Raw genomic sequence first — 13,049 nt, 5'->3', positions numbered from 1 at the left:
ATGGTGCCGACGCCGCGGATTAACCGCGTGGCAATGACCTGCCAGGCCTTGCGCGGCAAGCGTTGCCGGCAAGCAGACGCGCCCCCACACTGCAGAAACGCCCGGTACTTCCACGTACCTTCCGCTTGGAGACTCTCCATGAAACGTTCCAGCCTTTGCGGCGCCAGCCTGTTGCTGGCAGGACTGCTCGCGGCAACCGGCGCGCAGGCACGTGTTCGTAACGTCACCGATCCACAGGCGCCTCGCGCGCTGAGCGGCGACGGCAAGGTCGATGTCCGCTGGACCGATCCGGCACAGTTTTCCGAAGTGCGCTTCAGCGGCAACCGCTGGGAAGCACAGCGTGGCGACTGGGTCACCCAGCTGGCGAGCTATTTCCAGCAGAGCGCCGCGCGCAAACTCCCCGACGGCCAGCGCCTGAGCGTGACCATCACCGACATCCGCCGCGCCGGCCAGTACGAGCCCTGGCGCGGGCCACGCATGCAGGACGTGCGCATCGTCAAGGACATCTACCCGCCGCGCCTGAGCTTCAACTACACGCTGACCGGCGCCGATGGCCAGGTGATCGACCAGGGCGAACGCAAGCTGGTGGATTCGGCGTTTCTGATGAGCGGACCGCGCCTGACCGACAGCGACCCGCTGCGCTTCGAGAAGGCGATGATCGACGACTGGGTGCGCAAGCAGTTCCGCGGCGACCGGAGCACGGCCGGGCTGTGATTGGTTGGTGCTGACGGCGCCAGAAAAGCAACTCGGCTTTGTGTGAGAACGGCGCGTCGCGACGCGCCGTTTTTATTCATAGCGCAAGGCGATTACGCATCCGCAATGCCATGAGGGTTAACAGCGCCATAGGAGTTAGTAGCGCACTTCCGGCGTACGGCGACTGCTTCGAGCCCCTCTCCCGGCGGGGCGATAAGGCACTGCCTGCGCGCCACTGGCGCGCGCCTTGGAGTGCCCGCGCTGCTGGCGCGGGCCGGGCGCGGAGCGGGGGTTGGGGTGAGGGTATGGGGCGAAGCCCACGTGTCGTTCCAAATGCCTGTGGCTTCGCACGTCTCCTCATCCTTCCCTTCGGGGCGGCTTCTCCCGATGGGAGAAGGGACACACCTCACCGCGTGAGGCCCTCGCCCACTGCAGCCTCGCCCACATACACCCGCGGCACGCGCTTGAGTCCGCACAGCAGCTGATACGCGCTGACATTGCACTGCGTTGCCAGCGGACTGACACGCGGCGCATCTCCCCAGAGCTGCACGCTGGCACCGATGTCGGCCTGCGGATGCCCGGTGAGATCCACGGTCAGCATGTCCATCGACACGCGGCCGATCAGCGGGCAGACCTGTCCATCCACCAGCACCGGCGTGCCGTTGGGGGCAAACTGCGGATAGCCGTCGGCATAGCCCATCGCCACCACGCCCACGCGGGTCGGCCGTTCGGCGACGAAACGTGCGCCGTAGCCCACCGGCTCGCCGGCCGGCAGCTCGCGCACCGAGATGATGCGCGAGCGCAGCGTCATCACCGGACGCAGCTGCGCGGTGATGTCGGTGTCCTGCGGGAACGGGTTTGCGCCGTACAGCATCAGCCCCGGACGCGACCAGTCGTTGCGCAGCGCCGGCCAGCCAAGCAGGCCGGGCGAATTGCGCAGGCTGGTTTCCGCAGGCATGCCGCCGGCGGTCAGCGCGAACGCCACCGCCTGTTCGTCGGTGCGGCTGCACTCCAGCTCGTCGGCGCGCGCCAGATGGGTCATCAGCACCAGCGAGGCGATCTGCGGCAGCCCGCGCAGACGCAGCCACGCCGCACGGAAATCTTCCGGCGACAGGCCCAGCCGGTGCATGCCGCTGTCCAGCTTCAGCCACACCCGCAACGGACGCGGGCTCTGGAACCCGGCCAGCGCGCGCACCTGCTGCGGCGTGGCCACCACCGTCCACAGATCGTGCTCGGCGATCAGGCGCAGTTCGTCGTGTTCGAAGAACCCTTCCAGCAGCAGGATCGGCGCGCGGATGCCGGCCTGGCGCAGCTCCAGCGCTTCTTCGATGCAGGCCACCGCAAAGCCGTCGGCCTCGCCGTCCAGCGCCTGCGCGCAGCGCACCGCGCCGTGGCCGTAGGCATCGGCCTTGAGCACCGCCAGGGCCTTGCTGTTGCCCAGGCGCCTGGCCAGGCGGTAGTTGTGACGCAGTGCGTCCAGGTCGATCAACGCTTGCGCAGGACGCACTACGCGGCCTCCTGCTGCGCGCGTGCGCTGCGTGGCGACAGGTAACGGAAGATGTCCAGGCCTTCGCTATCGATGTCGGGCGTACGGCCCTGCATCAGGTCGGCCAGGTAGCGGCCGGACCCACAGGCCATGGTCCAGCCCAGGGTGCCGTGGCCGGTATTGAGGAACAGGTTGGCATACGGCGTGGCGCCGACCACCGGCGTGCCGTCCGGCGTGGCCGGGCGCAGGCCGGTCCAGAACTCGGCCTGGGCCGGATCGCCGGCGCCGGGAAACAGGTCGTTGACCACCATCTCCAGCGTGGCGCGGCGGCGCGGATTCAAGGACAGGTCGAAGCCGGCCACCTCGGCCATGCCGCCGACGCGGATACGGTCGTCGAAGCGGGTCAGCGCGATCTTGTAGCTCTCGTCCAGCACCGTGGAGGTCGGCGCGCGCTGTGCGTCCACGATCGGAATGGTCAGCGAGTAGCCCTTGAGCGGATACACCGGCAGATGCAGGCCGAGCGAGAGCAGCAGGTCGGCCGAATAGCTGCCCAACGCCAGCACGTAGCGGTCGGCGGTTTCGATGCGGCCATCGATCTGCACGCCGGTGACGCGCCCGCCTGCGTGCTGCAGATGCTCGATCTGCTGCCCGTAGCGGAACTCCACCCCGGCCTGCGTGGCCAGTTCGGCCAGGCGCTGGGTGAACAGCCGGCAGTCGCCGGTCTGGTCTTCGGGCAGGCGCAAGGCACCGGCCATCTGCGCGCCACCGCCGGCCAGGCCCGGTTCGAACTGCGCGATCTGCGCCGGGGTCAGCAGCTCGTAGGGCACGCCGTACTGGGCCAGCACCTCGATGTCCTGCGCGGCGGCATCCAGTTGCTGCTGGGTGCGGAACAGCTGGGTGGTGCCGAGCTGGCGGCCTTCGAATTCGATGCAGGTGCTGGCACGCAATGCGTTCAGGCAATCACGGCTGTAGTCGGACATGCGCACCATGCGCGCCTTGTTCACCGCATAGCGCTCGGCGGTGCAGTTGCGCAGCATCTGGCTGAGCCAGGCCAGTTGTCGCAGGTCGCGGGTGGGCCGGATCGACAACGGTGCATGCTGCTCGAACAGCCACTTCATCGCCTTGCCGGGCACGCCGGGCGCAGCCCATGGCGAGGTGTAGCCGAACGACAGCTGGCCGGCGTTGGCATAGCTGGTCTCCAGCGCCGCCGCCGGCTGGCGGTCGACCACAGTGACCTGGCAACCGGCCTGCGCCAGATACCAGGCCGTGGTGGTGCCGATGACGCCGCTACCGAGAATGAGCACCCGCATGTCGTTCTCCTGGAAAGGGTATTCCCCCACAACCAGGCGCCGAGGGGGATAGTTAGACGCAGTATATTGCTAGCCAGGCAGTGCCATTTCTGGAATCAGCGCACCTTGGCAGTGAATCCTCCTGTCAAAACTTGTGGAAGCAGACCCGATGACGACCCGCACCCGCGAGCTGGACAAGATCGACCGCAAGATCCTGCGCATCCTGCAGCAGGAGGGGCGGATTTCCTTTACCGAACTGGGCGAGCGGGTGGGTCTGTCGACCACCCCCTGCACCGAGCGCGTACGCCGGCTGGAGCGCGATGGCGCCATCACCGGTTACTACGCGCGGCTGGACCCGCACTATCTCAAGGCCAGCCTGCTGGTGTTCGTGGAAATCAGCCTGGCCTACAAGTCCGGCGACATCTTCGAGGAGTTCCGCCGCGCCGCGCTCAAGCTGCCCAACGTGCTGGAATGCCATCTGGTGTCGGGCGATTTCGACTACCTGCTCAAGGCGCGCATCAGCGAGATGGCGTCGTATCGCAAGCTGCTCGGCAGTACCTTGCTGACCATGCCGCATGTGCGCGAATCCAAGAGCTACATCGTGATGGAAGAGGTCAAGGAGACCCTGGCGTTGCCGATCGAGGGCTGATGGCCGATGGCTGGGATTCGGGATTCGGGATTCGGGATTCGCGACAGCGTGGGTCAGCGCACCACGCGCATGCCGTCGCCGGCCGGAACCGCGTCGTAGTAGCGCCCGGTCTTGGTATCCAGCACCCGGTTGGCGCCAGCGGGCTGCATGCCCTGCAGCAAGCGGCCATTGCGGTCGTAGACCATCGGCGCGCTGGCCGGCGCAACCTGGCTGCCGGCCGGTGCCACCGGCGTCTGTGCCGGGCCACGGGTCGGAATGGTGGGCGCGGACGGGCGCTGGCCGAGCTGCGAGGGCACCGGAGCCGTGCCCGGCGCAGGCTGCACGGCGCGCGGTGCGGTCAGCGTGGGCTGGGCGGGCGTGGGGCTGGTGATCGGCTGCAGGGTATTGGACGCGCGTGTGCTGGTGGCCGATTGCGCCGTTGCCGCGCCTGCGGCAAGCAACAGACCACACAGCAGCAGGCCGCGCATCGAAGATGGAATCGCCATGACGGACACCGTGCTTGATCGAGGAGTACCGTCTGGATGGGGGCGCCGATGTACTGCGGCAATGCGGGAGATTGGCTGCGGGATGAACGCGTTCGTGAGGTGATAGCGGCGCGAAAGCATCCTTCTCCAGCGGGAGAAGGTGGCGCGCAGCGCCGGATGAGGGTGCGTGCAACGCCTGGCAATCAGTACGGGGCCATGGCCTCGCCGCCGCACCCTCAGCCCAACCCCGCTCTGCGCCCCGGCCTGCGCCAGCGGCGCAGGCGCACCAAGGCACGCGCGCCAGTGGCGCGCAAGCTGTGCCGTGGCGCCCCGGCGGAAGAGGGGCTTGGTCACACGCACGCTTGAACCACGCCGACAACGCCCACATCACGGGTGCAGGCGCGGCACCCCTGCCAGCGCGCGCATGCGAGAGCCCCATGAGCCAGTTCGACCTGACCCCTCCCTCCCCCGCCCAGCGCGACGCCCTGATCGCCGGGCTCAGCGACGAGGAACAGCGCGTGCTGCTGCACCATGGCACCGAAGCGCCATTCTGCGGGGTGTTCCTGGACAACAAGCTCGACGGCGTCTACACCTGCCGCCTGTGCGGCTTGCCGTTGTTCCGCTCCAGCGCCAAGTTCGAATCCGGCACCGGCTGGCCGAGTTTCTTCGCGCCCTACGACGCCGCCCATGTGCGCGAGATCCGCGACACCAGCTACGGCATGATCCGCACCGAGATCGTCTGTGCGCGCTGCGACAGCCACCTGGGCCACGTCTTCCCCGACGGCCCGCCGCCGACCGGCGAACGCCACTGCCTGAACTCGGTCTCGCTGGGCTTTACCGAAAACGGCCAGGCGCTGCCCAACCCCTTGCAGCGCGAAGGTGCCGAGGCGCAACCGGCCTGAGCCGACGCGTGTCGTCCGGCACGCAGGGATTCCGTGCCGGACGCCGTGGCGCACACCTGCGCCCCGCATGCACACACCGGCAGGCGCTGCCGCATCGCCAACGCATGCGGTACGCGACGAGGCGTTGATCCATTCCGGCCACCCGGTGCGACTCACTTGAGCCGGGTTGCGTCAGGACACGTGTTGCAGAGAGTGCTTGGCATGGCGGTTGCACCGCGAAACCCCGTGATCCCAGGCTGCAGCGGCCCACGGGCCACCTGGTGCGTGCAGCGCTGTCGCCGCCCATTTCCCGTGTGAAGATCCGCTGCGCCAGTTGATCGTTCAGCTACACCGCACACCTTCACGCCGTGCGCTTCAAGAATCTGCCGCGCAAGCCGAAACAACAGCAACCCTGTTTGCTTCTGGCTGCGCCATGCTCATCATCATCGGCTTCATCGTCGTCATCGTCAGTGTCCTGGGCGGCTATGTGCTGTCGCATGGCAAGCTGGGCGCGCTCTGGCAGCCGTACGAGCTGATGATCATCGGTGGCGCGGCGTTCGGCGCGTTTCTGGTCAGCACGCCCGGCAAGATCGTCAAGGAAACCTTCAGCAGCATCATGGGCGTGTTCAAGGGCCCGCAGTACAAGTCCGACGACTACAAGGACACGCTGAGCCTGATCTACGAGCTGCTCAACAAGGCGCGCCGCGACGGCTTCATGGCGCTGGAAGACCACGTCGAAAAACCGCAGGACAGCACCATCTTCGGCAACTACCCCAAGGTGGTTGCCGACCATCACCTGCTGGACTTCATCACCGACTGCCTGCGCCTGATGATCGGCAGCAACATCGAGCCGCACGAGCTGGAGCCGCTACTCGAGCTGGAGCTGGAAAAACATCACCACGAGGCGCTGGCGCCCTCGCATGCGTTGAGCAAGGTGTCCGACGGCCTGCCCGGCTTCGGCATCGTGGCGGCCGTGCTCGGCATCGTGATCACCATGGGCTCGATCGGCGGGCCGATCGAGGAGATCGGCCACCACGTCGGCGCCGCCCTGGTCGGCACCTTCCTGGGCATCCTGCTGGCCTATGGCTTCGTCGCGCCGCTGGCCGCGGCGATGGAAGCGCGCGCCGAGCAGGACGGGCGCATGTACGAGGCGGTCAAGACCGCGCTGCTGGCCTGCCTGCGTGGCTACAACCCGAAGATTGCGCTGGAATTCGCGCGCAAGACACTGCCCTCCAACGTGCGTCCGAGCTTTGCGGATTTCGAAACGCACCTGAAGACGATCAAGTAGGGCCGCGGTCATGGCCGAGGGCAAATCCACCGTCGTCATCCGACGGGTCAAGAAGGTGCAGGGCGGCGGCCATCACGGCGGCGCCTGGAAGGTGGCGTTTGCCGACTTCGTGACCGCGATGATGGCGTTCTTCCTGGTGCTGTGGCTGATGGCCGCCACCACCAAGGAGCAGCGCGCGGCGATTTCGGAATACTTCCGCAATCCCAGCCCGCTGTCGGGCAAGTCGCCGGCGCCCTCGCCGGGCATGAACGGCCCCGGCGGCGCCAGCACCTCGATGATCAAGCTCGGCGGCACCGCCGACATGGCCAAGGGGCAGAAGGACGAAATGGGCCGCAAGCGCGACAACGCCGCCGACACCAGTCAGGACAGCCGCGCCAAGGACAAGAAGCGCCTGGAAGCGCTGATGCAGGACCTGAAGGAAGCCATCGACAAGAGCCAGGCGCTGGAGCCGTTCAAGGACCAGCTGCTGCTCGACCTCACCCCGGACGGCCTGCGCATCCAGATCGTGGACAAGCAGAACCGGCCGATGTTCGACATGGGCCGCGACCAGCTCAAGCCGTACACCGTGGCGATCCTGCGCGAGCTGTCCAGCTTCATCAACCAGGTGCCCAACCACATCAGCATCACCGGCCACACCGACACCACCGCCTACAGCAGCGATGCCGGCTACACCAACTGGGAACTCAGCGCCGACCGCGCCAACGCCGCGCGCCGCGCGCTGGTGGGCGGCGGCATGGACGATGCCAAGGTGACGCGCGTGGTGGGGCTGTCCTCGTCGGTGCTGTTCGACAAGACCAACCCGCAGAACCCGATCAACCGCCGCATCAGCATCGTGGTGATGACCCAGGATGCCGAACAGGCCGCGCTGGCCGGCGCCGGCCAGGGCATTGCGCTGGGCAAGCCCACCCACGATGCCGACACCCATGTGCCGGACCTGAGTGCCGCGGCGACTGCGGCCACCACGGCGGTGGGGACACCGGCCGCGCTGCCTGCGGCAGGGCCCACCGCGGCGGCGGGCGGACCTGCAGCTGCTGAGAACGCCAAACCGCCCGCGGCAACCACCACGGTCGGCAGCACCGCGCCGGCCGCGCCGCGCGTCTCCACGCGCACCCAGCTGGCCTCGGCCACGGCCCTGGCCAAGGCTGCCGAAGCTGCCGTGGCTTCGCCGCGCACTGCCGTCGGCCAAGCGCCCCAGCGGCGCTGACGGCGGCTGAGGGCATCTGGCCTGGTGATTGCCTGGCGGCGGCTAGCGGTTGCTGGCGGCTGTACGGCTGGAGGCGGCAGGTTGTCGTGCAGACCTGACTGAGGTGCATGCCGAATTCCAGCATCCTGCGGCCGGCCGCTCCGGCTGCATTCCGGTCCCGACCAGCAGCGGCGCGCTCGTGCTCGGGCACAGGCGTGGTGTCGGCCGCTGCAGCCTGCCCGAAATACCGGCGTCGGCGCCTTCGACACGCTGGAGGGCCATAGGAGCGTGGACTGGCGAGGCCGGCATTCACCGGCCCGATGGCGGTACCCGAGCCGGGTTGCGCGCAAGCGCCTAGAATGGTCGGCCATTCCCAGCGTCGAGAACACCGTGTCCCGCAATTCCAAGGCCAAGCGCGACAAGCGCAAGAAGTCCCAACCCAAGCGCCCGATCGTCCGTCTGGGCCAGGCGCCGCAGATCGCCAACCATGCCGTGCTGCAGGATGCCGACGGCCGCGTGGTGGCGGCGATCGGCTTGCAGAACGACAGCGAATGGCTGCTGTCGATCGGCGGCCAGACCATGGGCAGCGCCGACAATCCGGTGCCGATGCTGGCCATGCTCAAGCACCTGGCCAATCTGCAGGAGAAGGAAGGCAAGACCATCTCGCTGGAATACTCCACCCAGCTGCAGCAGATGATCGACGACCTGGCCGCCGAAGACGGCAAGACCGCCGAGGAATACCTGACCACGCTGGTGTCCGAGTTCGAGAACAGCGACGCCGAGGGCGACGACGGCGAAGCCGAAGACGCAGATGCCGAGGCAAGCGATGCCCAGGCAGATGCTGACGCCGACGCCAGCGACGCAGACGCCGCTGCCGAAACCGCAGGCGACGCGCCGCAGGACGATGCCGACGACGCAAGCGACGGCAGCAAGAAAAAGAAGACCAAGAAGGCCTGAGGGCCTGCCGGTGGCCGTCTACGTCGACGATGCGGTGCATCTGTGGCGCGAGCAGCGCTGGGCGCATCTGCTCGGCGATACGCTGGACGAGCTGCATGCAATGGCGGCGCGGCTGGGCATTCCCCGCCGCGCCTTCCAGAACAAACTCAGCGGCGCGCACTACGACGTGCCCGCACCGCTACGCACCGAAGCCATCGCGCTCGGTGCCATCGCCATCTCCCGTCACACCGATCGCGTCTTGCTCAAGGCCTTGATCGCCAATGCACGTGCGCAGGCACGGGGCCAGGCGCCTTGAGGCGGGGATTGGGGGCTGGGGATTGGGGATTCGCAACGGCGGTGGCCGCAACCTGATTGGCGGCGCGCCTTTGTAGGCGCGCGCCGAGCGCGAGGAGCTGTCCCGGTAACGCCTGTCGCGCGCAGGCACGCTCCTACGTGGCAATCACCTGGCCGTGGACAATGCCAGCCAGACCCACACACCCGGGAACCGCTCTCGCGAATCCCCAATCCCGACTCCCCACTCCCGGTTCTCAGAACGCCTCGTTCCCCAGCCGCACCTCGACCCCCAGCAGCGAGGTCAGCGCCAGCATGGCGTCGTCGTCGCGGCTGAGGGCGATCCAGCCGGCATAGGCGTCGCCGCCGGTGTTCCAGTTCCACAGCGAGTAGCCGTGCTCGCGCAGACGATCGTAGGCCACCGCCATCAGGTCCGGCACACTCAGATCGCTGGCAAACTCCTCGTCATCCAGGTCGCCGCCCCAGTCGATGCGCAGGTTCCAGCGCGCGCTGAGTTCGTCGATGGCGGCAATGAACGCGTCGGTGTCCTTCCAGTCCACGAAGAAACCCGAGCGCCAGTCGATCGCATCCTTCAAGGCCCACAACCAGGCATCGTCGCCCTCGTCGTCGTCCAGGTCGGCCTGCGCTTCGCGCCAGGTATCGAACTGACCCAATGCGGTGTCTTCGTCGCCGGGATTGATCAGCACCAGCAGATTCCACACCCGCGCCGGGTGGTCGTCGACATCGTCTTCGTCGCCCTCGGGCTGCAGGCCTTCGTCGTCTTCGTAGTCGGCGCTGTTATCGGGCATGGCGGTCTGGGTCCTCAGGAGTGCAGGCGTGAAGTGTGGAGGCCTGGCGGCGCGCACGCAAACCGCCCGGCGCATGCGCACGCAGTGCCGGGGCTGATCTTCGCAGCGCGGGCCCGTATCCTGTGCGGCCGAAGACGGCCATCCCGGCCGCCATGACGCCTTTCCCATGAGCGATACCCCTCCCGATCATCTGGCCATCGATGCACGCAGCCCGTTCCACGATGCCGACGCCCTCAACCGCGGCATCGGCGTGCGCTTCAACGGTGTCGAACGCGACAACGTGGAGGAGTATTCGGTCAGCGAAGGCTGGATCAAGGTGCAGGTCGGCAAGGCCCGCGACCGTCGCGGCAACCCGATGACGATGAAGATCAAGGGCGAGGTCGTGGCCTACTTCCTGGACACCAAGGGCGACGCCAAGCCTGCTGCCGAGTAAGCGCGGCTGACCAGACTACCTCACGCTGTTCCATTGCAGAGCTGCCGGGCGGCGAGTTTGCTGCGGGGCCCTTGCCCGCCCACCCTCGCGGGACACGCTGCAAGGACGTTCGTGTAGCAGCGATGACTGGCGCATTCGCAGCTGATCTGCGACTTGGCTGCAGGGTCCTTGCCCGCCCGCCATGGCGGGACATGCCGCAAGTACGTCCATGCAGGCTCTTACGCGGCATCCATGCCGCGTAAGAGCCTGCGACGGTGGGCGGGCAAGGACCAGTCGCGATGGTCGGTGTTCATGGCTTTCAAACAACCAGCAGACTTTCTGGTGCGGTGTCCTCACCGGTTGCGGGACCGTGTGGCGGCATGGATGCCGCCACACGGTCCCCAGGGATGGGTTTACGGCGTGTCCCGCGAGCGGCGAGGACACCGCGCACTCGCGTTTGATACTTCCGACGCGTTTGACCTGGACGTCCGACGGCGTCCACCAGGATGCGGCCGACAAACCCACTGCATCCACCCCTCAGGCCTTGAGCCGGTAACCGCTGCGGAAGATTGCCGCCACCACGCCCAGGCACACCAGCAGGAACAGGAAGGTCATGCCGGTGCTCACTGCGATGTGCACGTCGGCCTTGCCGTAGAAACTCCAGCGGAACCCGCTGATCAGGTACACCACCGGATTGAACAAGGTGACCTTCTGCCACAGCGGCGGCAGCATGTTGATCGAGTAGAAACTGCCACCCAGGAAGGTCAGCGGCGTCACCACCATCAGCGGGATCACCTGCAGCTTCTCGAAGCCGTCGGCCCAGATGCCGATGATGAAACCGAACAGGCTGAAGGTCAGCGCGGTGAGCACCAGAAAGCCCAGCATCCACAGCGGATGCGCGATCTCGTAAGGCACGAACAGCCGCGCGGTGAGCAGGATCAGCAAGCCGAGCAACACCGACTTGGTCGCCGCCGCGCCCACATAGCCGATCACGATCTCCCACCACGCCACCGGCGCCGACAGCACCTCGTAGATGGTGCCGGCCCAGCGCGGCATGTAGATGCCGAACGAGGCATTGGAGATGCTCTCGTTGAGCAGCGACAGCATCACCAGCCCGGGGATGATGAAGGCGCCGTAGCTGATGCCGTCGATGTCGCCCATGCGCGAGCCGATCGCCGCGCCGAACACCACGAAATACAGCGAGGTCGACAACACCGGCGAGGCGATCGACTGGGTCAGCGTGCGGAAGGCGCGCGCCATTTCGAAGCGGTAGATCGCCGCGATCGCATGCCGGTTCATGCGTGCACCTCCACGTTGCGGGCGCCATGCACCAGGTTGACGAAGATCTCCTCCAGCGAGCTCTCGCTGGAATGCAGATCCTTGAAGTCGATGCCCTGCTCGTTGAGCCGGCGCAGCAATGCGCCGATGCCGGTCTGCTCGGCCTGGGTGTCGAAGGTGTAGACCAGGCTGTTGCCGTCGGCCGCCAGTTCCAGCGGCAAATCGCCCAGCGCGGCCGGGATGGCCTGCAGCGGCGCCTGCAGGCTCAGCGTGAGCTGCTTCTTGCCGAGCTTGCGCATCAGCGTGTGCTTGTCTTCCACCAGCACCAGCTCGCCGCGGTTGATCACCCCGACCCGGTCGGCCATGTCTTCGGCTTCCTCGATGTAATGGGTGGTCAGGATCACCGTGGTGCCCTGCTCGCGCAGCCGCCGCACCATCTGCCACATGTCGTGACGCAACTCCACGTCCACGCCGGCGGTGGGCTCGTCCAGGAACAGGATGCGCGGCTCGTGCGCCAGCGCCTTGGCAATCAAGACGCGCCGCTTCATGCCGCCGGACAGCGTGGAGATCTTGTTGTGGCGCTTGTCCCACAGCGAAAGTTCGCGCAGCACCGTTTCCAGATACGCCGCATTGGCCGGCTTGCCGAACAGGCCGCGGCTGAAGCGCACGGTGGCCCACACGGTTTCGAACGCGTCGGTGGCCAGCTCCTGCGGCACCAGGCCGATGCTGGCACGCGCGGCGCGGTAGTCGCGCACGATGTCGTGGCCGTCGGCCAGCACGGTGCCGGTGCTGGGGTTGATCAGCCCGCAGATGATGCTGATCAGCGTGGTCTTGCCGGCGCCGTTGGGACCGAGCAGCGCGAAGATCTCGCCGCGCTGGATGTCCAGATCCACCTGCTTGAGCGCCTGGAAACCGCCGGCGTAGGTCTTGCTCAATCCCTGGATGGAAACGATGGGAGTCATGGGCTGTGCATGGCAACGATAAGCGCCACAGGTTAGGCCGCGTGCCGTGACGATGGGAGGGGGTCTGGTGGGATGGTGTCTCCCGACCCGTGGTTTGCCTGGTGCCTGGTGCCCGCTGCACACGGATAAGACCGGCAGGTTGCGCATTGCGTCGGCTCAAGGGCCGCGATGCTTACATCCTTGTGGCGCGCGCGGTGTCGTAGGAGCGCACCTGGGCGCGACGGGGCTGTCCAGAGAACGCCTCTCGCGCCCGGGTGCGCTCCCAGCGCAGCCGTAGTCATCGTCCTGGCCGCTGCGATTTCCGATTCCCGAGCCGGCACGCCTGGACGTGTGTCGGGACAGCCCGGTCGCGCCCGGGTGCGCTCCTACGATGGCCGTGGCCATTGCCCTGGCTTTTGCGTCTCCCTATTCCCGAATCCCGATTCCCG

General features: G+C 67.2%; 14 protein-coding genes. 8 read left to right on the top strand and 6 right to left on the bottom strand.

Annotated features, from left to right (window positions below; all coding sequences use genetic code 11):
* Nucleotides 1–138: 138 nt before the first annotated feature.
* Nucleotides 139–714 (top strand): DUF3016 domain-containing protein, encoded by a 576-nt coding sequence (locus CPBF1521_RS18220; RefSeq protein ID WP_115677853.1) that lies wholly within the window; start codon nucleotides 139–141, stop codon nucleotides 712–714.
* A gap of 385 nt (nucleotides 715–1,099) precedes the next feature.
* Here CPBF1521_RS18220 and alr read toward each other — a convergent pair whose 3' ends face one another.
* Both alr and CPBF1521_RS18210 read right to left on the bottom strand, forming a co-directional pair.
* A complete protein-coding gene (gene alr / locus CPBF1521_RS18215) occupies nucleotides 1,100–2,200 on the bottom strand; it encodes an alanine racemase (protein ID WP_115677852.1) in 1,101 nt (366 codons plus the stop codon).
* Nucleotides 2,200–3,489, bottom strand: coding sequence for a D-amino acid dehydrogenase (locus CPBF1521_RS18210; protein ID WP_115677851.1), 1,290 nt, complete (start codon nucleotides 3,487–3,489; stop codon nucleotides 2,200–2,202). Before CPBF1521_RS18210 ends, alr begins: the two co-directional genes overlap by 1 nt.
* A gap of 148 nt (nucleotides 3,490–3,637) precedes the next feature.
* Here CPBF1521_RS18210 and CPBF1521_RS18205 point away from each other — a divergent pair, with 148 nt between their 5' ends.
* Entirely contained in the window at nucleotides 3,638–4,117 is a 480-nt protein-coding gene (locus CPBF1521_RS18205; RefSeq protein WP_024940284.1) for an Lrp/AsnC ligand binding domain-containing protein, read from the top strand.
* 53 nt (nucleotides 4,118–4,170) lie between these two features.
* Here CPBF1521_RS18205 and CPBF1521_RS18200 read toward each other — a convergent pair whose 3' ends face one another.
* Nucleotides 4,171–4,602, bottom strand: coding sequence for a hypothetical protein (locus CPBF1521_RS18200; RefSeq protein ID WP_104649338.1), 432 nt, complete (start codon nucleotides 4,600–4,602; stop codon nucleotides 4,171–4,173).
* Between the two features lie 416 nt (nucleotides 4,603–5,018).
* Between CPBF1521_RS18200 and msrB the strand changes: the two genes are divergently transcribed.
* The 5 genes from msrB to CPBF1521_RS18175 all read left to right on the top strand — a co-directional run bounded on the left by msrB (nucleotide 5,019) and on the right by CPBF1521_RS18175 (nucleotide 9,185).
* Nucleotides 5,019–5,483, top strand: coding sequence for a peptide-methionine (R)-S-oxide reductase MsrB (msrB, locus tag CPBF1521_RS18195; protein ID WP_104583218.1), 465 nt, complete (start codon nucleotides 5,019–5,021; stop codon nucleotides 5,481–5,483).
* A 412-nt stretch (nucleotides 5,484–5,895) separates the two neighbouring features.
* Nucleotides 5,896–6,750: a flagellar motor stator protein MotA gene (gene motA, locus CPBF1521_RS18190; RefSeq protein ID WP_104583217.1), complete on the top strand. Its 855-nt coding sequence runs from the start codon at nucleotides 5,896–5,898 to the stop codon at nucleotides 6,748–6,750.
* Nucleotides 6,751–6,760: 10 nt separating this feature from the next.
* Nucleotides 6,761–7,954, top strand: coding sequence for a flagellar motor protein MotB (gene motB / locus CPBF1521_RS18185; protein WP_115677849.1), 1,194 nt, complete (start codon nucleotides 6,761–6,763; stop codon nucleotides 7,952–7,954).
* A gap of 249 nt (nucleotides 7,955–8,203) precedes the next feature.
* A complete protein-coding gene (locus CPBF1521_RS18180) occupies nucleotides 8,204–8,890 on the top strand; it encodes a hypothetical protein (RefSeq protein WP_235858489.1) in 687 nt (228 codons plus the stop codon).
* A gap of 10 nt (nucleotides 8,891–8,900) precedes the next feature.
* Nucleotides 8,901–9,185, top strand: coding sequence for a DUF4031 domain-containing protein (locus CPBF1521_RS18175; RefSeq protein WP_104649334.1), 285 nt, complete (start codon nucleotides 8,901–8,903; stop codon nucleotides 9,183–9,185).
* Nucleotides 9,186–9,417: 232 nt separating this feature from the next.
* On the opposite strand, the gene CPBF1521_RS18170 is transcribed toward CPBF1521_RS18175, so the two are convergent.
* Nucleotides 9,418–9,969 (bottom strand): DUF6630 family protein, encoded by a 552-nt coding sequence (locus CPBF1521_RS18170; protein WP_104583213.1) that lies wholly within the window; start codon nucleotides 9,967–9,969, stop codon nucleotides 9,418–9,420.
* 166 nt (nucleotides 9,970–10,135) lie between these two features.
* Here CPBF1521_RS18170 and CPBF1521_RS18165 point away from each other — a divergent pair, with 166 nt between their 5' ends.
* Nucleotides 10,136–10,402 (top strand): DUF3297 family protein, encoded by a 267-nt coding sequence (locus CPBF1521_RS18165; protein ID WP_104650193.1) that lies wholly within the window; start codon nucleotides 10,136–10,138, stop codon nucleotides 10,400–10,402.
* Nucleotides 10,403–10,918: 516 nt separating this feature from the next.
* Here CPBF1521_RS18165 and CPBF1521_RS18155 read toward each other — a convergent pair.
* Nucleotides 10,919–11,680 (bottom strand): ABC transporter permease, encoded by a 762-nt coding sequence (locus tag CPBF1521_RS18155; RefSeq protein ID WP_016900895.1) that lies wholly within the window; start codon nucleotides 11,678–11,680, stop codon nucleotides 10,919–10,921.
* The gene (locus tag CPBF1521_RS18150; protein ID WP_104650192.1) at nucleotides 11,677–12,621 is read right to left on the bottom strand and encodes an ABC transporter ATP-binding protein; all 945 of its coding nucleotides are present in this window, start codon (nucleotides 12,619–12,621) and stop codon (nucleotides 11,677–11,679) included. The genes CPBF1521_RS18155 and CPBF1521_RS18150 overlap by 4 nt, the downstream gene beginning before the upstream one ends.
* Nucleotides 12,622–13,049 lie beyond the last annotated feature (428 nt).

Origin of the sequence: Xanthomonas euroxanthea (assembly GCF_900476395.1) — a bacterium.
GTDB classification, from domain to species: Bacteria; Pseudomonadota; Gammaproteobacteria; order Xanthomonadales; family Xanthomonadaceae; genus Xanthomonas; species Xanthomonas euroxanthea.
Note: the sequence above shows the minus strand (reverse complement) of the source record. Positions and strands in the feature narration are given on the sequence as shown.